At 54.2% G+C, this 24170-nt stretch carries 16 protein-coding genes and 2 tRNA genes; 10 read left to right on the forward strand and 8 right to left on the reverse strand.

Going from position 1 to position 24170, the window contains the following annotated elements:
- Positions 1-185 precede the first annotated feature (185 nt).
- From VRZ32_RS00470 to VRZ32_RS00480, 3 genes are all read right to left on the reverse strand, one after another.
- Complete coding sequence (locus VRZ32_RS00470) at positions 186-1577, reverse strand: TolC family outer membrane protein (protein ID WP_414523483.1); 1392 nt, start codon at positions 1575-1577, stop codon at positions 186-188.
- A gap of 351 nt (positions 1578-1928) precedes the next feature.
- The gene (locus tag VRZ32_RS00475; protein ID WP_414523484.1) at positions 1929-2627 is read right to left on the reverse strand and encodes a protein-L-isoaspartate O-methyltransferase family protein; all 699 of its coding nucleotides are present in this window, start codon (positions 2625-2627) and stop codon (positions 1929-1931) included.
- Between the two features lie 61 nt (positions 2628-2688).
- Positions 2689-2762: transfer RNA gene (locus VRZ32_RS00480), tRNA-Cys, on the reverse strand.
- 227 nt (positions 2763-2989) lie between these two features.
- Here VRZ32_RS00480 and VRZ32_RS00485 point away from each other — a divergent pair.
- Positions 2990-3065 (forward strand) — tRNA-Asn (locus tag VRZ32_RS00485).
- Between the two features lie 458 nt (positions 3066-3523).
- Positions 3524-4042 (forward strand): nucleoside diphosphate kinase regulator, encoded by a 519-nt coding sequence (gene rnk / locus VRZ32_RS00490; RefSeq protein WP_414523485.1) that lies wholly within the window; start codon positions 3524-3526, stop codon positions 4040-4042.
- A gap of 71 nt (positions 4043-4113) precedes the next feature.
- Here rnk and VRZ32_RS00495 read toward each other — a convergent pair whose 3' ends face one another.
- Positions 4114-7509 carry a DUF3971 domain-containing protein gene (locus VRZ32_RS00495; RefSeq protein WP_414523486.1) on the reverse strand — a complete coding sequence of 1132 codons (3396 nt, stop codon included), beginning with the start codon at positions 7507-7509 and terminating at the stop codon, positions 4114-4116.
- A 379-nt stretch (positions 7510-7888) separates the two neighbouring features.
- Here VRZ32_RS00495 and VRZ32_RS00500 point away from each other — a divergent pair, with 379 nt between their 5' ends.
- From VRZ32_RS00500 to VRZ32_RS00510, 3 genes are all read left to right on the forward strand, one after another.
- Positions 7889-8353: a peroxiredoxin gene (locus VRZ32_RS00500; protein WP_414523487.1), complete on the forward strand. Its 465-nt coding sequence runs from the start codon at positions 7889-7891 to the stop codon at positions 8351-8353.
- Positions 8354-8707: 354 nt separating this feature from the next.
- A complete protein-coding gene (locus VRZ32_RS00505; protein WP_414523488.1) occupies positions 8708-11422 on the forward strand; it encodes a valine--tRNA ligase in 2715 nt (904 codons plus the stop codon).
- 362 nt (positions 11423-11784) lie between these two features.
- Positions 11785-12624, forward strand: a complete 840-nt coding sequence (locus VRZ32_RS00510; protein WP_414523489.1) for a tetratricopeptide repeat protein — start codon at positions 11785-11787, stop codon at positions 12622-12624.
- A gap of 794 nt (positions 12625-13418) precedes the next feature.
- On the opposite strand, the gene xth is transcribed toward VRZ32_RS00510, so the two are convergent.
- Complete coding sequence (gene xth, locus VRZ32_RS00515) at positions 13419-14201, reverse strand: exodeoxyribonuclease III (RefSeq protein ID WP_414524991.1); 783 nt, start codon at positions 14199-14201, stop codon at positions 13419-13421.
- 138 nt (positions 14202-14339) lie between these two features.
- Positions 14340-16445 carry an ATP-dependent DNA helicase RecG gene (gene recG, locus VRZ32_RS00520; RefSeq protein WP_414523490.1) on the reverse strand — a complete coding sequence of 702 codons (2106 nt, stop codon included), beginning with the start codon at positions 16443-16445 and terminating at the stop codon, positions 14340-14342.
- A 113-nt stretch (positions 16446-16558) separates the two neighbouring features.
- Here recG and VRZ32_RS00525 point away from each other — a divergent pair, with 113 nt between their 5' ends.
- Together VRZ32_RS00525 and mfd are read left to right on the forward strand one after the other, a co-directional pair.
- Positions 16559-16897 carry a succinate dehydrogenase assembly factor 2 gene (locus tag VRZ32_RS00525; RefSeq protein WP_414523491.1) on the forward strand — a complete coding sequence of 113 codons (339 nt, stop codon included), beginning with the start codon at positions 16559-16561 and terminating at the stop codon, positions 16895-16897.
- 12 nt (positions 16898-16909) lie between these two features.
- Positions 16910-20440 (forward strand): transcription-repair coupling factor, encoded by a 3531-nt coding sequence (gene mfd, locus VRZ32_RS00530; protein WP_414523492.1) that lies wholly within the window; start codon positions 16910-16912, stop codon positions 20438-20440.
- On the opposite strand, the gene VRZ32_RS00535 is transcribed toward mfd, so the two are convergent.
- Positions 20427-21185: a heparan-alpha-glucosaminide N-acetyltransferase gene (locus VRZ32_RS00535; protein ID WP_414523493.1), complete on the reverse strand. Its 759-nt coding sequence runs from the start codon at positions 21183-21185 to the stop codon at positions 20427-20429. The genes mfd and VRZ32_RS00535 overlap by 14 nt on opposite strands.
- A 130-nt stretch (positions 21186-21315) precedes the next feature.
- Here VRZ32_RS00535 and eda point away from each other — a divergent pair, with 130 nt between their 5' ends.
- The 3 genes from eda to VRZ32_RS00550 all read left to right on the forward strand — a co-directional run bounded on the left by eda (position 21316) and on the right by VRZ32_RS00550 (position 23645).
- The gene (gene eda, locus VRZ32_RS00540; protein WP_414523494.1) at positions 21316-21963 is read left to right on the forward strand and encodes a bifunctional 4-hydroxy-2-oxoglutarate aldolase/2-dehydro-3-deoxy-phosphogluconate aldolase; all 648 of its coding nucleotides are present in this window, start codon (positions 21316-21318) and stop codon (positions 21961-21963) included.
- 243 nt (positions 21964-22206) lie between these two features.
- Complete coding sequence (locus tag VRZ32_RS00545; protein ID WP_414524992.1) at positions 22207-22737, forward strand: cold-shock protein; 531 nt, start codon at positions 22207-22209, stop codon at positions 22735-22737.
- 431 nt (positions 22738-23168) lie between these two features.
- Positions 23169-23645, forward strand: coding sequence for a DUF192 domain-containing protein (locus VRZ32_RS00550; protein WP_414523495.1), 477 nt, complete (start codon positions 23169-23171; stop codon positions 23643-23645).
- Positions 23646-23693: 48 nt separating this feature from the next.
- Here VRZ32_RS00550 and VRZ32_RS00555 read toward each other — a convergent pair whose 3' ends face one another.
- Positions 23694-24128 carry a DUF2852 domain-containing protein gene (locus tag VRZ32_RS00555; protein ID WP_414523496.1) on the reverse strand — a complete coding sequence of 145 codons (435 nt, stop codon included), beginning with the start codon at positions 24126-24128 and terminating at the stop codon, positions 23694-23696.
- Positions 24129-24170 lie beyond the last annotated feature (42 nt).

Raw genomic sequence — 24170 nt, forward strand, 5'->3', positions numbered from 1 at the left:
ACAAAAGATTACCGTTGATACTTGTCGATACACGCTTCTTTTTTCATGCGCCCTTCAGTGCATAAACGAAAAGCCACGGCATAACCGTGGCTTTTCACATTTCGCATGTGTTCAACTTATCCAGCAAAGCGTGGCACAACTCCCGCTTGGTTAGATGATTCTAACTCACCGGAAAGCGCGGTTGATCAACGCCCATCAGGTGTTGTTGTGCCAATCCACTTGTTGCGAACCTTCTGGAAATGAAGCTTCGCATCGTAGCTGGCTACCTTCAGCCCGAGTGTTTCAGCTGACAAACGGCCGATTGCGTTCAGCACTTCATATGAGGCAACGATCCGGTCGCGCTGAGCGCTAACAAGAAGTACGCGTGAGCCGAGCAAAGTTTGTTGTGCGTTTAACACGTCAAGCGTGGTGCGTTGGCCGACCTTGGCTTCTTCGCGTGTGCCGGCAAGGGCGATTTCATTCGCGCTAACAGCAGCTTGCGCCGCCGTAATGCGCTGCTTGGCAGCTTCAAGGTTGGCCCATGCCGATACGATTGCCTGCTGGACCTGATCGCGGGTGACATCAACCTGCAGGCGCTGTTGACCGGCCTGTTCCTTTGCCTGGCGTGTCTGTGAGTAAACGAGGCCACCCTCATAAAGCGGGATGCGCAGCTGGCCAACAACGGCACCTGAAGTCACAACACTATTGCGCGTACCGGAGACGTCGAAGTTTCGTGAAACGCCAGCGCTGACACCAAGTTGCGGATAAAGAGCGCTTTCAACCACCTTTACCTGAAACTCTGCAACATCCACCCCGTGCATGGCCGCAACGATAGCAGGGTGCTCGGCAAGCCCGATGCGAATCGCTTGTTCCAGCGTTTTCGGCAGGAAGCGTTCAGCCGGAACGCCTGGCCCAAGCTTGTTTGGTGTGTCGCCGATAACCTGGCGGTAAGTTGCAATTGAGGTGCGCAAATTGGCCTGCGCCACGCTTTCCTGCGCGCGACTGCTGGCAAGCTGTGCCTCAGCCTGTGCAACGTCTGTACGCGTGACCTCGCCAACGGTGAAGCGATCACGGGTTTGACGCAGCTGTTCGATAAGCACTTCCACATCGTTACGCTGCAGGTTGAGCACGGCAGTATCACGTAACACATTCATGTACGCAGCCGCACCGTTTAGCAGGATACCCTGTTCAGAATTGCGGAGTTGCTCGCGCCCTGTGCGAACTTGCGCTTCCGCAGCCCGAACCGAGTTGCGTGTGCGATTGCCATCGAAAATATTCTGGTCAAGCTGGATGCCAAATGAGCTTGGATACAACGTATCCGTGCCACCAACGCCCCCTGGAATGCGTCGATCCGTGCGTTCAACAGATGCGCTGCCAGAACCATTAACAGTTGGCCGATATCCAGAAAGAGCTTGCGGTACGTTTTCGTCAGTAGCACGCAGGCTTGCGCGCTGGGCATTCAGCGTAGGGTTGGTGGCATAGGCCTTGGCCAGCGCATCGACCATTGTTTCCGCTGATGCTGGCGCGGAAAGAGCCGTACCGATCAGAAAAAAACCGCCGACAAAAGCCGCCCGGGTGGTTCTGCCGTTGCTTTTCACGTTCACCTTCCCGAATTCCCATAAGTAGCCATATAGAACCGCTTTATCTAAACATTCTTAACAAACTACCACCTGCAAACTGCAGTGTGCATTGTATGTTGCGTATTCAAAGCTGTAACCTGGCATCTGGGTGCCGACACGGTGTTTGGGCGCGGGTGCATCATAAATACGACACTCCAGTCACAACCGTTGTCACACTCATTTACTCTGTACGTACAGGCTCTAAGAGCGATTTTTCATCGCCAGCTTACCGTTAATGATGACGATCTTAATGCACAAGTGTGAAACACAGCTTGAGCGATACAACGGTGCGATGGCACACGTTATGCGTTCAAGCCGCTCCTTCGCCTCTTAAAATACGAACTTGGCCGGCGCCCTGAATTCTTCAAGCAGGGGAGCGGGCGCATCAAAAAGTGTGCGCGAGCCTGTCGCTAAGCCGCTGCGCTGAATCAATACAGCTTTTGGTGCCCCTGAATCGAAATCGATACCAACGAGTTTACCGTTATCAGCAAGCTGGGCAATGAGTGCCGTTGGCGCTGTTTCGAATGCACCGTTAATGATGATCGCATCATAAGGGGCATCAGCTTTATAACCTGCCGCTAATGGTCCAGCGACGACATTAATGCGCCCCTGCCCGAATTCTGCGGCGAGCTCCCGCGCCCGCTCCGCAATGGCTTCATCTGATTCCAGGGCTGTGACGTTCGCACCAAGCTGTGCCAGAACAGCAGATCCATAACCGGTAGCTGCACCGACATCGAGCACGCGTGCGCCTTCAACAAGTTCAAGCGCTTGCACGAGGCGCGCAAAAATCAGGGGGGCGAGCAGAAAACGACCATGCTCAATATTATGCGAGACAACCAGGTGCTGATCGCTAAAAGCGAGCACTTTCCGATCTTCCGGTACAAAATGCTCGCGAGGAATATCCTCCAGAACACTAAGAAGCGCTCTGTCTGTCACATCAAAGGTTCGCACCTGACAATCGACCATCGTGCGGCGGGCACGGGCAAAATCGAACATGGCGACGACCTTATGTTTGAATGCTACTGTCATGGGCGGCTGCGGCAGCCGATGCGGCAATGCTATAAGCGTTTATGTCACTTTAGCATATTGCTGGAGGCCTCGCCCGGAATCGAACCGGGATACAAGGATTTGCAGTCCTCTGCGTAACCATTCCGCCACGAGGCCTCACTGCCTGCTTCATACAAAGGCCCACGCTGATTGGCAACTGTCCTGATCCATCTTGTGCATCTTTCCCGCAAAATTTCACACAAAAACTGTGCAGTTCCTTGATGGATATGAAATTCAAAGAGAGAGCAGGGGGTGGTTATCCACATTTTGGGGATGACTGCGAAAAAATGCAAAAAGATCTTGCATCCGGAAATGGCATCTTGTATCCCCCTGTTTATCGATAATCCTCGATAGCTCAGTTGGTAGAGCAAGCGACTGTTAATCGCTGGGTCGCAGGTTCGAGTCCTGCTCGGGGAGCCAGTTTCGGAAACAGCTTGTAGACCAGAAGGTCTGCAGGCTGTTTCTTTTTGTGCGCGCACGCCACGAGGCGTGCTGTGATTTGACAAACTGCCCTATTGCGGCAAGCATAGGCTGATGTTGACCATGGCTAACATGCGGCGCTTGCTGCCAGGTAGAAGTTCGGGTTGTGCGAGGGCTGGGGCTCTTTGCACATTGCGGTCTTGCGCCGGTCATATTGGTCTGCACCGCTGCCGCAGGATGGCGGCCGCGCGCAATAGAGGGTGACGGCGACGCGTCGTCACCGGTCCCTACTTTGGTGACCTAAATCATAAGCTTTCTGCATCGCAGGCTTTTGGCAGCCCTTACAGGCTTTAAATTCTTATCCATTGAGCCATGTTGGCATTGCGTCCATGGCGATAGCGTCCATCAAGTGCCCTGCTGGAATCAGCTGGGGTGCGCACAATTGACAAGGTGACATCATGACGAAATCAGGTCGCACCCCATTGCCCAAAATCATTGTCAGCGTTGAAGAGCAGGAACGCCTGTCTGCGCTTGCAATGTCCATTGCTGATCGTAATCCCGCCGTTTCCGAGGAGCTTCTGTCTGAAATGGAGCGCGCACGCGTGGTCAAGTCCGAGAAGCTGCCAGTGGGTGTTGTGCGCATGAACTCGGAAGTTGAGTTCGAATCGGAAGATGGTCAACGTCGTCGGGTGACTCTGGTTTATCCGGCTGAGGCTGATATTTCCGCAGGCCGTATTTCGATTCTCACCCCCATTGGGACTGCGTTGATTGGTCTTTCCGAGGGCCAGTCCATCGCATGGACTGCGCGTGATGGTCGAATCCATCAGCTCACAATCCTTTCTGTTGGGGCTAAAACAACAAATGATGTGGAGGCTGAATCGATTGTGGATCTCGCAAGTGCGCGTGTTTTGCGGGGAGGGGATACAAGCGGCTTAAATACACCTGGTCACGATGATCCAGGGCCATCAGCCGCCTAAAAGATCATATTATTCGTTAAGCAATGAGCGGTTGTAACGTGAATCATCAATCGCGTTACGACACATCTTTATTACTGTCCGCTATCGGCACGCCCGAGGTCGAAAAATTTACGGAAAATGCCCGGGGCGATAGCCGATAACGGATTAATACTTAAAGAGGGCGAAGCAAATGGCCCCTGTGCCCGGAAATTAATCGCAAACAACCCCTCATATTGCCCACCACCCAGCAATGGACCGAGGATGGGCACCTGACTGAAGATATTGTTCAGCGCATAAGCGGGAACATAGGTTCCTGAAACATCAATGGTTTCGTTTTGGGTATCCAGATTACCCTCAAGTGTTACCCCGACTCCCGGGCCCCAAAGAACACCTTCCTGAATGTTGATGCGTCCCGGTGAGCGTGTAAATTTCACCCGCATCTTGGTGAAGGGCACGTTGCCTGGGTCTACAGAAAACTTTTTGGGGCTTTCGGTCAGAATGCGCGACATTGTCGGTTCGTTGCGAATGGCAAAATCGCGGATCATTATTAGCCCTGCGCCACCGTCTGTCAGAGCCACGTGCATATTCATGATGCCGCCAGCCATGTAAGAATAGATATCGGCAAAACGCAGGGCTGCGCCCGCATCATTGCTTTGAAGAACCACAACGTTGCGGTTGTTTTGCGCCACCTCTGCCTGCAACGCCGCGCCGCTGAAGCTGCCGGAAAGGCGCATCGAATCAAGCGTGTTCTTGCGTAATGCGAGCGTGAGCGCTGCCTTTGAAAGCGATTCGCCATTGAAACCTGCAAGAATGTTTACCGCTACTGCGACATCAAGATTGAGCGCAGATGCGCCATCGCCACTCACACTACCTGTGCTGCCATCACGGACGAGGCGCAGGAATGGTCGTGCATCAAGCAGATTGCCTTTTACTGAAATATGATAGATGCCTTTGTTATTATTGATATCAAGCGCAAAATCGTCATTGGGCGATAGCTTTACACCTGTCAAAGAAGCGCTTCTAAAATCACCTTGCGGATCAAATTGTGCGCTACCTCTCGCGGAAGCTCCTGCATCGAGCACGATGTTGGAGAGGGCATAACCGTTATCGTCAATTGCCGAAAAGGTGATGCGTCCTGGCTTTCCCGCAGCTTTGACCCATCCCGGTACAAGCTGATCAATGCGCGCACGCGCCAGATCAACCTCGACTTTCAAGGGGGTGTTTTTACCCGCAATATCTTTGCCCAATGTTGTACTGATCTGCGCAGTGATCGGGCCTGTAAGGTGCTTGCCAAGGTTGATGCCGCGTTTGGCGCGCGCTGCATCGTCGAGGGTAAGGATAATATCTGCCTTTGCCGGGCCTTCGCTCTTGCGCAGAGGTTGAAGCAGATTGATTTCCGCTGGAAGGCCGCCAAGCTGGCCGTTGCCTGCAAGGGTGAAGTTTTTGGCATCCAGCTTTATTGCCAAATCGCCATCTGTCAGGCGGTCCTTGCCGGTCTCAAGATCAATCGCCAGATTGCGCAGCTGTCCCGAAGCGCGCGTAACAACCTGATCTGCGCGCAAGTTCTTGATAAGCGGTAGCGCGAGCGAGACATTCAGGTCTGCTTCACCCTGTATCGTCTCCGGCGCGATATCGAAGTTGAATATATGCCGCAAAGCATCTCTTTGCAGCAAGCGTGCCAGCGTCGAAGCGCTACCTTGCAAGCGAAAATCAATTGTCGAATCAATAGGCGCTGTGAGCCGCGAAATCGACATGCGGCCTTCACTTAATGTCAGTTCTTCGCCGGGTATGATTTCCGCAATAGCGGTAGAGGCGGTGAGGGCGCCGCTGTTGCCTGTAATGACGCCTGCAATCGATGCATCAGTGAGCGGCGGAAAGCCCGGCGCTGCTTGCAACGTGACATCAATGGCAGAAAACTGTGTTCGTACCGAATCTGCAGGTAATGGCTCGCGCCTGCGTGAGGCCGCTAACTGCTCACTGGTCAAATCAACTGCGATATTGAGCGATTCGATGACCCCTTCCGATAAATTCTCAATCAGATAATGGCGTGGCTCGGGTGTAACGAATGCGGGCCAAAATCGTAGAATCGCCCTTGCGTTTGAGCGTGCTGTTTGAATACCGAGCCTTACACTGCCCTTTCTATTGGGGCCCCCAAGTTCACCGTTGAGCGCGAGGCCAAAGCCAGCCCCGGAAGCTGCCACGCGTTCAACTTTCACTCCACCGCCTGTCATGCCGATAAATGCCAGCGACAGTTTATCAATGGTCAGTGGCGTTTCAGCAGGGGATAGTGGCGGCAGAACGGCGCTGCTGCTATCAAGCTGCAAATGCCAGTTGTGTGTTGGGTCACTGAACCGCACACGGCCATTCAGGGCAAACTTTGCATCACTAACATGTAGCACAAACGACGGTATGATAAGGTCACCGCTGACGTTGTCGCGTTCTGCTTCCAGTCGCAAGGTGGTGACATCAAGCGGGGGCTGATCGCGGTCCTGGTAGAGCAATGTGCCATGCGACCCCTCAACCGCGCCTTTAAGCGATGTGAGTGTTTCCTCTGGCGAAATTGTCAGATGAATCTGGGAGGAAAAGGCAATATCACCTGTAATTGGAGGGTCTTGCGCGCCACTAAGCATCAGCAAATCAGCGAGAGGGGCTTGTGCCAATGTGAGTGTGATGTCTCGCTGTAAGCCGCGTGTACCCTTGATGCTGCCATTGATCGTCCAGCGATTAGCCGCACCCTTGAGGCCGACTGTCATGGCGCGCTCGTCAGGGCCTGTTTTGATGAGGTCTGCGGCGACATCAGTGAATACTGCCCGCACGCTGCCATGCGTATCAACAAATGTAAGGCGGGCTTCAGATAGCGATACGCTATCAAGTGTGCGCGTGAGGCCAGCCGGGTCCGAGAGCAGATTGGCCACGCCGATGACAGCTTCATCAAACTGCACAGGCGGAGCAGATGTATCATCTGAGGGTAGTATTGGGGCGGTTGCATCATCACCGGCGCGGATGCTGCCGTCTGGCATCATGGTAAGCCGTGCATCAATGCCGGAAAAGGCAATCGATGTTACATGGATATCGCCATAAAGCAGTTGCCACGGATTTAATGCGATCTCGCCCGCGCGCGCTTGCAGAAACAAGGTGCCGTCTGGCTGAAGAATCTCGATGTTATCGGCAAGAAGGGCCGGGCCAAAATCGGAAATGGCGACGCCAGTGTTAGCAATGCGTGCTGTCCAGCCGGGGGAGAGCCTATCGGTCAGGGCTTTTGCAATGGGCTCTGCCAGCATCTGCGCTGAAACAGGCCCAAAAGACATCCGCAGAGCGATTCCCCCCGCGCAAACCGCAATGATCAGGAGCAACCACAAGCTGGCGCGCAACAGGCTATCGGTTACACGACGCGCAATACCATGCCTTCGCCCAGGCCGCTTAAGGGCGAAGGCGTGGCGTTTGTTATCGAGCTGTCGCTGTGTGACCATGCCCCTGACCGTTGCCATTTGCCGGTTGCGAAGCACGGGGCTTCTCGTGTGCAAGTCTGCATGAGCTACGGATAAGCGCAACAGGCATAAGGAAAATCAAGTGTAAAAAGTAAGGGATGACGATCTGCTTCTCAATTTCCGAAGTGCTTGAACACTGCCATGGCGAGAAGATTGAGGCCCCCTGAAACCCGCTTTTGTATATAGTTAGATGCGCTTGCAATACCAATGGGATGGTGAACATTTCGATTGAGGTATGGGCTGGAGCGCAAGCTGCTCTCATTTTTTTGATTTTCAGTCAGTTGCACGCGATTTGACGATCAAATCAAAAGCAAACTGCTATAAGGTGATTCATCTCATTCAATTATCATCATGATGCAGTTTGACGTTGGAGACCGCTATGAGCCTTGAACCCGGCGATATCGCCCCTGATTTCACGCTTCCTGGCAGCACTGGTGAAACGCTTTCGTTATCCAGTCTGCGTGGACGTTCTGTCGTGCTGTACTTCTATCCCAAGGACGACACCAGCGGCTGCACAAAAGAGGCAATCGCATTTAATGGAATGCGCGATGCCTTTGCGGCAGCAAACACGGCCATTATCGGCGTTTCTGCTGATAGCATGAAAAGCCATGAAGCATTTCGCGATAAATACGATCTGGCTATTCCGCTCGCTTCCGACGAAAAGAAAGAAGCTATTGAAGCCTATGGCGTCTGGGTGGAAAAAAGCATGTATGGGCGCAAATATTTTGGCATTGATCGTGCAACTTTCCTGATCAACCCTGAAGGAAAGATCGCCCAGGTCTGGCGCAAGGTGAAAGTACCCGGCCATGCCGAAGCTGTGTTGAAAGAAGCGCAAGCCCTCTAGGGATGCGCTGATCTTCGCGTCATGATGATCTGCGACTGGTGTTTGCGCCGATGGAGAGAAGTCTATTACGCAGCTGTTCTCGCAAGGCAACAATTTCTGCTCACCATGACGCGAATCTCAAAATCCTGGGCCTCTTTTGAGGCAGCTGTGGTTGGCCTGGATTCCTTATGAATCACTTTGGTGCAATGAGGTCTGAATTTCGCCGCAGGATACATTATATATCTGGATGCCCTGAAAGCGGTGTCTGTGCCTTGACATAGGCGGCTGCCTCCGTTTCATGTCCAGCTAGCTAATTGCGTGCCGTTGGTGCGCCTGTCCGATCATGCCAGAAGTTGAGTATGCAAGTTGAGTGCGATGGAAAAAACCTTCGAGCCCGCAGCTGTTGAAGCGCGTATTGCCCAGGTTTGGGAAGATGCAGGCGCGTTCCGCGCCGGTCGGCCCGAGCGCAAGGATGCCGAGCCTTATTCCATTGTGATTCCACCGCCAAACGTTACTGGCTCGCTGCATATGGGCCACGCCCTTAACAATACGTTGCAGGACATCCTATGCCGGTTTGAGCGCATGCGCGGTAAGGATGTGCTTTGGCAGCCCGGCATGGATCACGCTGGTATCGCCACCCAGATGGTGGTTGAGCGCCAGCTCGCTGAGCGTAAGGAACCCGGACGCCGGGAGATGGGCCGCGAGGCTTTCATTGAACGTGTCTGGGAGTGGAAGGCCGAATCAGGCGGCACGATTGGTCGGCAGCTGCGCCGTCTTGGGGCGTCATGCGATTGGTCGCGCGAGCGTTTCACGATGGACGAAGGTTTGTCGCGCGCTGTGCGCAAGGTGTTTGTACAGTTTCATCGCGATGGCCTGATTTATAAGGACAAGCGCCTCGTCAATTGGGACCCGCGCTTCCAGACGGCAATTTCCGATATCGAAGTGCAGCAGATCGAGACCAAGGGCAACCTGTGGCACCTGCGCTATCCGGTGGCTGATGAGCCAGGCCGGTTTATCATCGTGGCTACGACCCGTCCTGAAACCATGCTGGGCGACGTGGCTGTGGCTGTTCATCCCGATGATGAGCGCTACACCGACCTCATAGGCAAGGATGTGCTGCTGCCGTTGGTCGGGCGCCGGATTCCTGTTGTAGCAGATACCTATTCCGATCCTGAAAAGGGTACGGGTGCGGTCAAGATTACGCCGGCGCATGATTTCAATGACTTTGAAGTTGGCAAGCGGCATGGCCTGCGTGTCATCAACGTGCTTGGCGCGGAAGCTGAAGTGCGCATTGTCGGCAATGAAGACTTCCTGCGCGACACCATTGCCGGTGCGGATCTTGATGCTGTGCTGGCCCTTGAAGGTGACGATCGCGCAGTTGCGCGCAAGAAGATCGTGGCGATGCTGGAAGAGCGCGAATTGCTCGACATGATCGAGCCACATACACACATGGTGCCGCATGGCGATCGCTCCGGTGTTGTGATTGAGCCGTGGTTGACGGATCAGTGGTACGTCAACGTGAAGCCATTGGCTGATCGCGCGCTGAAGGCTGTGCGTGACGAGCGCACCGTTTTCATCCCAAAAAACTGGGAAAAGACCTTCTTTGATTGGCTTGAAAACATTGAGCCGTGGTGCATCTCGCGTCAGCTCTGGTGGGGACATCAGATTCCCGCATGGTATGGGCCAGATGGCCATGCCTTCGTTGAGGAAGATGAAGTTGCGGCGCATGCTGCTGCTGCCCTCCATTATGGCACCAGCGATGTGACGCTGACCCGCGATGAGGATGTGCTTGATACGTGGTTCTCATCTGGCCTGTGGCCATTCTCAACGATGGGCTGGCCGGATGAAACGCCTGAGCTGAAGCGCTTCTACCCTACCAGCACGCTGGTGACGGGGTTTGACATCATCTTCTTCTGGGTTGCCCGTATGATGATGATGGGCCTGCATATTCTGGATGAAGTGCCGTTCCGCAATGTCTACATCCACGCGCTGGTTCGCGACGAGCGCGGGGCGAAGATGTCGAAGTCAAAGGGCAATGTTATCGATCCACTCGATCTGGTTGATCGATATGGCGCTGATGCATTGCGCTTTACGCTTGCGGCAATGGCGGCACAGGGGCGCGATATCAAGCTCGCAACGCAGCGTGTTGAAGGCTATCGCAATTTCGCAACCAAACTGTGGAATGCATCGCGCTTTGCGGAAATGAATGGCTGCGTGCGTGTTGCCGGTTTCAACCCAGCTGATGCCAAGGAGATGCTTAACCGTTGGGCTTTGGCTGAAGTTCGTCAGGCAACGCGGGATATTACGGTGGCGCTTGAAGGCTTCCGCTTTAATGAGGCGGCAGGTGCGGCTTATCGATTCGTCTGGAACGTGTTCTGCGACTGGTACCTGGAGCTGGCCAAGCCTGTGTTGCAAGGCGATGACAGCCCGGCGAAGGAAGAAACCCGCGCAACGATTGCCTGGTTGATTGACGAGGTCACTAAACTCTTGCATCCGTTTATGCCGTTTCTCACTGAGGAACTATGGGCCATCAAGGGTGAGCAAGGCCCTGCACGTGAAAGCCTGTTAACGCTCTCCCCATGGCCTGAGGCTTCAGGCAAGGGTGATGCGGAGGCGGAGGCCGAAATCGGTTGGGTGATCGCGCTTGTGTCTGAGGTACGTTCTGTCCGTGCCGAAATGAACGTGCCAGCGGGAGCGCAGATTCCGTTGGCGCTGGTCGGTATTTCAGCTCAAACCCGTGCGTTGGCACAGCGTTGGCGTGATACTATCGCCAGATTGGCGCGCCTGTCCGACATCACCTTCACTGACATGGCGCCAGCTGGCGCGGTGCAGATTATTGTGCAAGGCGAAGTCGTAGCCTTACCATTGGCGGGAATCATTGATCTTGATGCTGAACGCGCGCGTCTGCGCAAGGATGCCGACAAGCTGACCGCAGATATCGGCCGTATTGATGCCAAATTAGGCAATGCGGACTTTATTTCGCGTGCTCCAGAAGAAATTATTGAGGATCAGCGAGAGCGTAAGGCTGAATATCAGGCGCGACAGGCACAAATTGTTGCGGCTCTCGAACGCCTCGCGGCCATTGGTTGATGCGTAGAAAGTAAGGCGTGGAAACGCTTCAGGTTGCGTTGATGCTATACAAAGCCAGCGCAACCTGTGGTCGCAGTAATCATAGTTCGCGTTGTATTTTGAAAAAAAATTGATTGCCGTGATAACGCCATAAAGAACAGGCTTCATACTTCTCGGTAGAGTAGTGGCCAGTTCGTGATTGTTGCCAGTAAATTGCTATACAGCTTTGGTTTATATCGGGCGCGCATAACACAGGTAGCTAACGGACATGTTGAGTGGGCGGGATCAATGATGAAATCGGTGCTGTTAGAACGGGCGTTGATGTAATGTTATACGCTCGCATTGGTTCCTTTGTGTTGTTTTGCTTGGCTGCTGCGGTAGCCATGAGCGCGTCGTTTTCGGCGCAAGCACAAGATGGATCTCAGGCGCTGCTGATTCCTGTTAAAGCCAAAGATGCTGTGGCTAATCCCATTGATGCTGCTAATCCGCTTGATCCTGATGGCGGTTTCAAGTCTGTCGGCGATGCTTTCCGTCGCGGCATTCAACACTACAACGCCGGCGATAAGGTGGGCGCTGTGCGCGCGCTGCAATTTGCAGCAACCCAAGGCCATACGGTTTCATTGTGGAAGCTCGGGCGCATGTTCGCAGAAGGCGACGGCGTTGATCATGATGATCTGAAGGCTTTTGAATATTTTTCCCAGATTGCCGATCGTTACGCAGATGAAAGCCCCGGCACCCGTCAGGCGCCGTTTGTGTCGAGTGCTTTTGTGGCTCTTGGCGGGTATTTTCTTGACGGTATTCCAAATACATACGTGAAGCCAGATATCAGCCGTGCGGTGGACATGTTCCAATACGCTGCGTCCTATTATGGCGATCCGGATGGTCAGTATAGCCTTGCTCGTCTTTACCTTGAAGGCAATGGTGTGCCCAAGGATGCCCGTCAGGCTGCGCGCTGGTTGAAGCTTGCCGCTGGCAAGGGGCATCATCAGGCGCAGGCTATATTGGGCAATCTTCTCGTATCGGGCGATGGTGTTCCGCGTCAGGCGGGGTTAGGTCTCATGTGGCTTACGCTAGCCCGCGATGCGACCGCAACCGAAAGCGACGCAGCGAACAAGGATGCGTGGATTAATGAACTCCACGATAAAAATTTTGCGATAGCAAGCGAGACAGAACGCCAGCAGGCGCTTTCATATCTCGAACAATATTTGCGTCAGAAACAGTAATTTAGGATCAGAACCCGTATTTGATCGCAACGGCTCTTCGGCAAGAAATGAATTCAGCGCTGAAGATAAGCAGCGTAATGAGCCATCTTCCTGCGGACGCCAACCGACCGGCGATGTGTCGAGCCAACTGACTGGACTACACCCCGCTCTTCTTGCATTTCCCTGCATATCTGGTCATTTCTGGCGCCTGCCCAACCAAATGAACAGCTGCTAGCCTTGGCTCATTATTTTGTAGCCACCATGACAGGCATCCCTTCTTACTCAGGAATTGGACTTAAGGTTCTGGAGAAAGACGTTTTTGGCGGCGTCCTATGCTGCGCAACGTTATCAATCTTACTTTTTATCCAGCGCACTTGTCGTTCACGCGGTGATTGAGGGGATCGCGGGGTTTTAGGCTGGGGGAGTCGATTCCTGATGACAAAATGGCCGTCAAGGGAGTGTGTAGCTGTAATTGAGGTGCTTTTTGGCAAAGCAAGGGACGTATTCAGATCCATATTGTCAGGATTTTGAGGCGAAGAAATGTCATTACTATCAATTATATCAGTAATGGTGAATCGTCCTACAGTATAACTTTCCCTAACGGACATACGGGTTGCCTCTGCAGTAGTTTTATAAGGTAAGTTCTGAATAATAGAGCAAAATGTATTCAAGTTGGTTTGGTGTTTTGCTCTAATTATTTGTTTGTAGCATTGGAAAATAGCGGTATCTACTTTAGGTCTGATGCAATAGGTAGCACTATTGGCAAGCGGCAGAATGACGGGCCGCTCTCGTCTCTACTGTGTTCGCAGTTAATTCTATAGATCGAGATCAATCAATACTGGCACGTGATCTGACGGCTTTTCAAGCGCGCGCAAGTGTTTGTGAATGCTCGCATCTTTTAAGTGATCTGCTGCTTGTGGCGAGAGCAGCAGATGATCAATACGGATGCCGTTATTGCGCTGCCACGCGCCCGCCTGATAATCCCAGAACGTGTAAAGTCCTTCGCTATCATCACACGCGCGCAGTGCTTCTGTCAGCCCGATGTTGAGAAGGCCCTGAAATTTGGCGCGCGTTTGCGGCAGAAATAACGCGTCCTCTACCCATTGCTCTGGCTTTGCAGCATCGCGCGCATGTGGGATGACGTTGTAATCACCTGCCAGAACGAAGGGTTCTTCCAGTGCGAGAAGAGACTGCGCGTGGGCGGTGAGGCGATCCATCCACTTGAGTTTATAGGCGTATTTCTCGGTATTCACCGGATTGCCATTGGGCAGATAAATCGATGCTACCCGTACCGCACCCGATGCAACCGACACCACCGCTTCGATATAACGGGATTGCTCATCCGCCTCATCACCAGGCAAGCCACACGTGACATCTTCAAGCGGAAGACGTGAGAGAATTGCGACGCCGTTGAAGGTTTTCTGGCCGTGTACGGCGATGTTGTAGCCCATATCCTCGATTTCGGATGCCGGGAATGCATCATCCATGCATTTTATTTCCTGCAGGCACAGGATATCTGGCTTCGCTTCCTCCAGAAACGCCGTCAAATGCCCGATCCGAAGGCGGACGGAGTTGATATTCCAGGTGGCGATGCGCAGCATGAGGTTTCCTTGAGATGGTAACAGTGATTGTATAATTGCATCAAACCAAAAAGTGGATACCCCTTCCTGGATAAATTTGATGCATAAACAAAGAGATAGAGCGTTGCGGCTGTGCCCGATTAATCGAGCGACGCTCTAGCCTGCGCGTAGCAGGCGGATGGCTTCGTCGCGCTCAAATAAATAAAGCAGTACACGCAGCGCACGTCCGCGCTCTGTTGCGAGGCTCGGATCGCGTTCAAGAATGAGGCGTGCGTCATCGCGGGCGATGCGCAGCAGATCGGCATCATCCTCAATGCGTGCGAGGTGGAAGGCGGGGGTGCCGGATTGACGGGTGCCGAGAATTTCGCCTTCGCCGCGCAGTTTCAGGTCTTCTTCTGCAATGCGGAAGCCATCCTCCGTCTCGCGCATGATGGCAATGCGGGCTTTCGAGACCTCACCAAGAGGATTCTTGTAGACCAGAAGGCATGTTGAGGCATCCGAACCGCGCCCAATGCGCCCTCGTAGCTGGTGGAGCTGTGCAAGACCAAATCGCTCCGCGTGTTCGATCACCATGATGGTCGCTTCAGGCACATCCACACCCACCTCGATAACGGTGGTGGCAACCAGAATGCGCGTCTCGCCGCGTTGGAAGGCGCTCATCGCGGCATCCTTATCGCGCCCGCTCATCTTGCCATGCAACAGGCCAACAATGGGGCCGAATAAGCGCTGTAGATCCTCAAACCGTTCTTGCGCGGCTGCGACATCAAGCATTTCGGATTCTTCCACCAGCGCACAAACCCAATAGGCTCGCGCCCCACGCTGCAAGGCGCGATGCAGCCCTTCAGCGACATCCCCTAGGCGGTCAAGCGGCAGGGCGCGCGTATCGATAGGTTGGCGGCCCGCGGGCTTTTCCAGTAGCAGTGAAACATCCATATCGCCAAAGCATGTCAGCATGAGCGTGCGCGGAATGGGGGTTGCCGTCATCACCAGCATATCCACACCATCGCCCTTGCGGCTGAGAGCAAAGCGCTGGTGCACGCCGAAACGATGCTGCTCATCGATAACTGCCAGCCCCAAATCATGGAAAGTGACGCTGTCTTGAAACAATGCATGCGTGCCAATAACAATCTGTGCTTCGCCAGATTCAATCGCGGCAAGGGTGGCGGTGCGACCGGCGCCTTTATCGCGCCCGGTTAACAGCGCAACAGAGAGGCCCGCGGCCTTGGCCAATGGCTCAAGACGTGCAAAATGTTGTCGGGCGAGGATATCAGTGGGAGCCATGAGAGCGGCTTGCCGCCCAGCTTCCACCACGCTTGCCATGGCCAGTAGACCAACCACGGTTTTGCCCGATCCGACATCGCCTTGCAGAAGGCGCAGCATGCGTTGCGGTTCGCCAAGGTCGGCGCGAATGTCATCGAGTGCTTTTTGCTGTCCTTGGGTTAAAGCGAAGGGCAGCGCCTCAGTGATTGCCGCTACAAGATGTCCATCACCGGTATTGATGCGCCCTGAAGCCTTGCGGTGCGTTGCGCGCATAAGGGCGAGCGCCAATTGAGAGGCCAGCAGTTCATCATAAGCAAGGCGTTTGCGCGCTACGCTTTCAGGGGCAAAGACTGCGGAGGATTCGGGGCGATGCAACATCGACAGTGCTGTTGCGAAATTGGGTGAGCCCTGTTTTGCGAGCCATGCATTATCCTGCCATTCAGGCAGTTGTGGCAGGTTCTGCTCAAGCGCGACCTGCGCGATGCGGGCAATGGTGCGAGAGGTAAGGCCCTCTGTCTGCCCGTAAATTGGTTCGATCAGAGGCTGGTTTTCCGCCTCTTCAACCGTCATCACACGGTCAGGATGCACCATTTGGCGAAAGCTTTCCCAGAATTCGATCTGGCCCGATACAACACGTGTTTCGCCCAGCGGCAGCATTTTGTCGATGCGCGCCTGCGTCATTGAGAAGAAGACGAGCGTAACATCGCCAGTGCCATCCTCGACCACCACACGGAAGGGGGCGCGCGAACGACCATAGGGCGGCGGGCGATGCTCAACCACACGTACAGTCAATGTCACGATATCGCCGGCACGGGTATCGCGGATCAGAGGGCGGCGGCTGCGGTCGATCACCGAGTTTGGTAGATGAAAAAGCAGATCAACTACACGCGCCGGTCTTTCAGCCAAACCGAGCAGCCTATCGAACAATTTGCCCAAGCGTGGTCCCACACCCGGCAAGGCCGTGACGGCAGCAAATAGTGGATCGAGCAGATTGGGGCGCATGGGGAAACTTGCAGACAGATGCGGTTGAAGGATTGCTTGAGCAAAAACGATGTAGGCGTTATATAGCTGATAGAAACGCCGATGGCGATTATATGTCTTTATAGGGACAAATCATGAACGATTATTCATCTGCCGCTGACGTTGTCAACAACTCTGATGCCAAGGCTGATCTTTCGGACGGTCTAGACCTTGATACACGTCGCCGGCGGCTGAAATTTCGCGTGTGGCATCGCGGCATGCGCGAGATGGATCTGATTTTCGGCCCCTTCGCTGATTCGGAAATGGACAAGCTCAGTGAGGACGAAGTGGCCGAGTTCGAGCGAATGTCTGAGTTGCAGGATGTGGATCTGTTCTCGTGGTTCAGCGCTGGTGAGGCGCCAGCCCCGCATGACACGCCGCTGTTTCGCCGGATCAAGGCGTTCCACACCCATACGTCGCCCGTCAACGTTTGAACTGGTCAACCGATGTCCTCATTGAAGCGCGCTGTCGATGCCCTCGTTCGGGGTGATAATGCTACGATTGCCGGAGTGCCCGATGGTTACGATGCGCTTGTCGTGGCTGAACTGGCGCGTGGTTTGCGGGACAAGGAATGGCCTGCGGTTCTTATCTATGTTGCGCGTGATGATCGGCGCATGGCGGCCATTGAGGCCGGGCTGACGTTTGCTGCGCCCGAGATCGAGGCGTTGTCTTTCCCTGCGTGGGATTGTCAGCCTTATGATCGTGTGTCGCCGACATCTGCGATTACCGCGCGACGGATGATGACATTGGCGCGACTCGCGCGCACGCGCTCTTCCGAGCAGAAGCCACGTGTTGTGCTCACCACGATCAATGCGCTGCTGCAGCGTGTGCCGCCGCTGCGGCAGGTGGCAAGTGAGACATTTTCGGCAGCTCCCGGCAATGCCATCGACATGAACAGGCTGGTCGAGTGGCTGGAGGTTAACGGCTTTGCCCGTACGCCGACTGTGCGCGATACAGGCGAGTATGCCGTGCGCGGTGGTATTGTTGATTTGTATGCGCCGGGCCTGGCTGAGCCTATTCGGTTGGACTTTTTCGGTGATACACTGGAATCGATCCGTGCCTTCGATCCGGAGACGCAGCGTACGACGCATCAGTTGCGCTCGCTCGATCTGGTGCCGATGAGCGAGGCCAAAATTACGGCGGAGACTATTCGACGTTTCCGTCAAGGATATGTGAAGGCATTTGGCGCAGCAAGGCGTGATGATACGCTTTATGAAGCAGTGTCAGAGGGGCGTCGTCATCCCGGTCTTGAGCATTGGTTGCCACTGCTGCATGACGGGCTTGATACGCTGTTCGATTATCTGCCCGGTGTGCCGCTGGTGCTTGATGCACTGGCAACAGAGGCGACGGCTGAGCGCTTTGCGCAGATCAATGATTATTACGAAGCGCGCAAGGCCGCGCGGGAGGATGTCGGGCCGTCCGCAAGTCCGCCTTACAATCCGCTGCCACCTGAGGCGCTTTATTTAACCGAGCGTGAGTGGGCGGAGCGTCAGGCAACGCATGCGCTTGTGCGGTTATCGCCGTTTAATCAGCCAGATGATGCCGCGCGCATGATTGTCGATGCTGGCGCAAAGCAGGGCCGTAACTTTGCGCCCGAGCGTGTTGATGATAGCGCAAATGTGTTTCAGGCCGCTGTCGATCATGTGCGCGACTGCGTGCTGGCGAAAAAGCGGGTCATCATGGCTGCGTGGTCTGATGGTTCGCGGGAGCGGTTGTCACACGTATTGGCTGATCATGGTCTGAAACCCGTCACCAATGTTGGCCGCCTTGATGTCGCGCTGGCGCTTCCCCGTAATGAGGTGGGGCTGGCGATCTGGGGGCTTGAGGCTGGTTTTGAGACGAGTGATCTCGTTGTCATCAGCGAGCAGGATATTCTGGGCGACCGTCTCGTGCGTCAGAAGCGCAAGTCGCGCCGCGCACAGGACTTTATCGCCGAAATCGGCAGCCTTTCCGCCGGTGATGTTGTGGTGCATGTCGATCATGGTATCGGGCGGTTTGTTGATCTGAAGACCATCACCGCTGCCGGTGCGCCACTCGATTGCCTCGAGATTCATTATGCGGGTGGCGATAAGCTGTTCCTGCCGGTGGTCAATATCGAGCTGCTGTCGCGTTACGGCTCTGAGGATACCGAGGTTACGCTTGATAAGTTGGGCGGGGGTGCATGGCAGGCGCGCAAGGCCAAGCTCAAGCAGCGCATCCGTTTGATGGCAAGCCAGCTGATCAAGGTTGCTGCCGAACGTGCAATGCGTGAAGCTCCGCGTGTGGAGCTGCCTGCCGGACTCTACGACGAGTTCGCGGCACGTTTCCCATATGATGAAACCGAGGATCAGCAGAATACGATTGATGCTGTGCTGGATGATCTGGCGACGGGGCGTCCGATGGATCGTCTTGTGTGCGGTGATGTTGGGTTTGGCAAAACTGAAGTTGCCTTACGCGCCGCATTCGCTGTGGCATTAGCGGGGCATCAGGTGGCGGTTGTAGTGCCGACAACGCTGTTGGCGCGGCAGCATTTCAATGGCTTTGTCGATCGCTTCCACGGCCTGCCGGTGCGCATCGCGCAATTGTCGCGTTTTGTATCCGCCGCCGAGATGAAAAAGGTCAAGGCAGGGTTGGCTGATGGCACTGTCGATATCGTGGTGGGCACGCATGCCTTGCTGGCCAAGACAATCAAGTTCAAGGAGCTTGGGCTTATCATTGTCGATGAGGAGCAGCATTTTGGCGTTTCCCATAAGGAGCGCCTGAAGGAGCTGCGTGCAGAAGTGCATGTGCTGACGCTCTCTGCCACGCCGATCCCGCGTACGCTGCAACTTGCGCTCACGGGTGTGCGTGAGCTATCGATCATCGCAACGCCGCCGGTTGATCGTCTGGCGGTTCGCACGTTTGTGATGCCGTTTGATGGCCTTTCTATCCGTGAGGCGCTGCTGCGTGAGCGCTATCGTGGCGGGCAATCTTTCTATGTCTGCCCGCGCATTGATGATCTGGCCGAGGTAAAGGCCTTCCTGGATGCCGAGGTGCCCGAAGCCAAGGTGGCGGTTGCGCACGGCCAAATGCCTGCCGGCCAGCTCGAAGACATCATGACGGCATTCTATGAAGGTAAGTTTGACATCCTTTTATCGACGACCATTGTTGAATCCGGCCTTGATATTCCGCGCGCCAATACGCTGATTGTGCATCGGGCGGATATGTTTGGTCTGGCCCAGCTTTATCAGCTTCGCGGCCGTGTCGGGCGCTCGAAAACACGCGCCTATGCGTTGTTTACGATCCCCGCCAAGCGGCAGATTACGGCAACGGCCGAGAAGCGCCTGCAGGTGTTGCAATCGCTTGATACCCTGGGCGCGGGCTTCCAGCTTGCGAGCCACGATCTTGATATTCGCGGTGCGGGTAATCTTTTGGGCGATGAGCAGTCTGGTCACATTCGTGAGGTGGGTTATGAACTCTATCAGCAAATGCTGGAAGAGGCTGTGGCCCAGCTCAAGTCCGGTGCAACGGATGATGATGAGGCGGATGATCAATGGTCACCGACAATCACAATTGGCACGCCAGTTATGATTCCGGAGGACTATGTTGCGGATCTCCAGCTGCGCCTCGATATCTACCGCAGGCTCTCCAAGATTGATGAAGATCGCGATATTGAAGCCTTTGGGGCCGAGCTGGTTGACCGCTTCGGTACCTTGCCGGAAGAGGTTGAGCAGCTGCTGAAGATCGTTTCGATCAAGGCATTGTGTCGCCGTGCGAACGTTGAAAAGGTAGAGGCGGGACCAAAGGGCGTGATCGTGGCATTCCGCAACAGCTCATTTGCGAACCCGGCAGGGTTGGTGTCTTACGTGGCCGAGCAGGGTTCGTTGGCCAAGGTGCGGCCGGATATGCGCATTGTATTCATCGATTCATTCGATACGGCCGAGCAGCGCCTCAAGGGCACGACGACGATCCTGAAGAACCTGGTCAAGATCGCCGAACGTCCCGTCAAAGCGGCCTGAGAAGGCTCGCAAGACCCACAAGAATACCGATCAGCACAATCTGATGCGTCAGGTAGATGATCAGGCTGTGCTGGCCGGTAAATACAAGAACCCGACCGATGACGCTATGTGGCTGCCAACGTGGCGTATCTTTGGCGTGAGCGGGGTTTAGGCGCCATAGCGCGATGCCCATCAATACAAAGCCAAACCACGGAAAAATCGGCACATAATCATTGCTGAGCGGTGGGATAATGCCCAGCCCAAGCCATAAGGCCCACGGTGCCTCGAAAACAGGTGCGGCGATAGCCCATGGCATGGCGAATGCGATCACTGCGGCAACCAGCACAAGCCATACGGGTGCACGCAAAAACGGTAGCGCTAAAACGCTTGAGAGCGCGATGCAGTGCAGGATGCCGAAAAATATATAGCTATCGGGAAACGCGAAATACGATCCCACCGTTACCACAAGTGCAGCCGCGACAATCATGCCTAGCCGCTTGATAAAGGAATGCCACCGCATACCATTGCCATGCGCCAGCACAAGTCCAATGCCCACCAGAGTCAGAAAGGATGCGGCAATTGCCTTGGCGTAGAGGCGCAACATAGGATCTGTTGCGGCATTGATGTGCCAAAAGCCAGTGAAATAAAGATCCCACATGAAATGATAGGAAATCATCGCAGCAATGGCGATGCCGCGCGCGACATCAAGTGCGGGTATGCGGGAGGCCCGGGTGGAAGAAGGCATGGATGTGTGGGAACCGATCATAGAAAAGTGGCTTTCATAAACGGGCAGGGTGTGTGATTTCGATTCCGTTAAGCTGGAAAACGTTTTAGACTCACACGCAAATGATGTGAACGACAAGAGGCGCGTTATAGCGCCATGGGGAGTAAAACTCATGCAGCAGGTGCATCTCGACCGGATCAGGGCGTGTGGCGTTATTCCAGTGGTTACAATTAGCGATGTAAAAGCAGCGGTTCCGTTGGCTGAGACATTGCTGGAAGGTGGCATCGATGTCGTAGAGCTTACGCTGCGCACTGATGAAGGGCTTTCAGCGATTCGCGCTGTCGCGCGCTCTGTGCCAGGCATTCTGGTGGCTGCGGGTACAGTGGTGCATCCCGACCAGGTAAAGGCGGTGCGTGATGCTGGCGCCTCATTGGCGTTCAGCCCCGGCTTTAGTGAAACCCTGCATGAAGCGATGGTGCGTGAGTCACTCGACTGGTTGCCCGGTACAGCCACGGCATCAGATGTGATGCGTGCCGTTGCGAGTGGCCATCGCGCGGTCAAGTTCTTTCCGGCTGAGCTCGCTGGTGGCGTGCCCGCGTTGAATGCCTTGCATGGCCCATTTCCTGATGTGTCATTCTGCCCGACAGGCGGGGTAGGACCGCACAACCTTGCGGCCTATCTGGCGGTGCCACATGTGATCGCTGTTGGCGGCTCCTGGTTGGTGTCTCCTAAGGCGCTTCAAACGCATGACTGGCTTGCAATTCGCGAAGAGGCCCGCGAAACGCGCGCAGCTGTTGATGCCGCACGGGGTGTTCGCTGAGAGCAAACGGGCGTTGAGTGAAATGCTTAATAGCTTGGTCTGCGAAAATGCATGAAGTACCGAAATTGTTTGCTTTTGGTACATAAAGCCTGTGTGTGAATCACTTTAGTAGTGGATTAACGCCTGTTTTCGCAGATCGATAATGTTATCGTTAAGAAAGTTTAGGTTCGCATTTATCAGGTGCTGCACACCATGACGGATGAGACGCGTTCAGGCACGTATATAGCTGTCGATCTCGCAGAGATGGACGATGCTCCTCATGACCTCATTGAGGTAAGGGGGCGCATTAAATGGTTCGACGTATCGCGTGGTTTTGGCTTCGTAGTGCCTGATAATGGTATGCCAGATGTGCTTCTGCACGTAACCTGTCTCAAGCGCGATGGTTATGAAACCGCTGTAGAAGGCGCCAGCATTGTTTGCGATGTGATCCGTCGTACTCGGGGCCTTCAGGTGTTTCGTGTGCACTCCATTGATGTGAGCACAGCCCCTCATCCTTCTGAGCTGCCAGTGCGCACCCATGTTTCAGTGGTGCCGACGGGTGGTTTTGAGATGGTCGTGGTGAAGTGGTTCAATCGCCAGCGTGGTTTTGGCTTTGTGACTTGTGGTGAAGGTACGCCTGACATCTTCATTCATATGGAGACCATGCGCCGTTATGGCCTCATGGAGCTTACACCTGGTCAAGCGCTTCTAGTTCGTTACGGCGATGGCCCTAAAGGCCGCATGGTCGCAGAAGCGCGCCTTCCGGATATAGGTCACGCTCCCGTTTCCCATTAAGATTTATTGTGGCGCTCTTTGCTGTTCACATGCCTCTGCGCGCAGGGCATGTGTTCAAGTGCTATATATTTCGTAAGCCATTGCCTCCGGTAAAAGGTAAAGATTAGAGAGCAATGCTGACACTTTCAGAGCGTCTGACGCTCTATTTAATTCGATGAAATCACATACATATTAAAACCTTTATATTACCTCTTCGCACGAAAGTGAGTTGACGTTGCAATGAGTTAAGCGTTATCTGCGAGAAAGCGTCAGCTGCAAATAAGTGACAGAAAGATCAATTCTCCATGCGCGCATGCAGCGAAATTCGCAGTAGGTGGAAGCGTGGTGTTTCATATCTGCGTTCTGCTGATTCGCTTTTTGTAGAGGAATGCATTGCAGCAAGGTTTAGCAACTTTGCGGTTTATCATTCAATTTGATGGATTGAGGCCAATATGCAGGTGACTAGGCAATACGCAGACAAATTTCTAGCGTTGATGTTCGCATTCGGAATGTCTCTGCTATTTGCATTGCCGGCCAATGCGATCATGGCAACTGAAACCCTGACAATTATGACAGGAACAGGCCAGCATCATTTCGAGGTTGAGATTGCGCGCACCGATGAGGAGCAGGCGCGAGGCTTAATGGGGCGGCGCTATATGCCTGTAGATCGTGGCATGATCTTCGACTACCCAGTCGTGCAGCCCGTATCGATGTGGATGGATAATACTTTTATTCCGCTCGACATGTTGTTCGTTGGCGCAGATGGCCGAGTCGTGCGCATTGCCGAAAAAACCGAGCCAATGTCGCGGCGTTATATCCCCTCTGGCGCGCCAGTACGTGCTGTAATTGAGCTTAACGCCGGTACAGTAGCGCGCATTGGCGCTAAGATTGGCGATAAGATCGATATTCCTTTTATAAAAGCCCAGTAAATAATCAGGTGGGGATTTCCCCCCACCTTTTAATTTCTATGGAATGGTTTAAGCGCTGAAGCTGCCGCCCCGTTGATTGCGGAAACGCGCATAAACATCAGAACCGCCAGCGCGTTCTTGTTCCAGAAATTCATGAAATGCGCGCACTTCATCTGCGAGCTTTCGCCGTTCAGCATCAATGCGTTCCAGTTCTGCGCGTACATGGGCATCAAACTCTGCGTTACCCGTTGGCGCAAGGTCATCCGCAGCAACATTCGGCGCGCGATTACTGCCAAAAACATTGGCGAGGCCATCACGGACGTTGTTCACCCCTGTACAGATCACATCGTCAAGATTGCGGGGAGAGGCTGAGCGATCATTCCAATATTTCCACGCAAGCACTACAAGGCCCAGAGGCCAGAAAATAATGAAACCAATCACAAGTGCTGCCAACTCAATCGGGCGCCACTGCATAAAGGGTGAGTTATTATCCCGTTGTGTCATGTTTGTCTCCAGTGTCGATATGAGGAGACATGGTCAATGATG

Origin of the sequence: Pseudochelatococcus sp. G4_1912, from assembly GCF_047501465.1 — a bacterium.
Lineage (GTDB): Bacteria > Pseudomonadota > Alphaproteobacteria > Rhizobiales > Beijerinckiaceae > Pseudochelatococcus.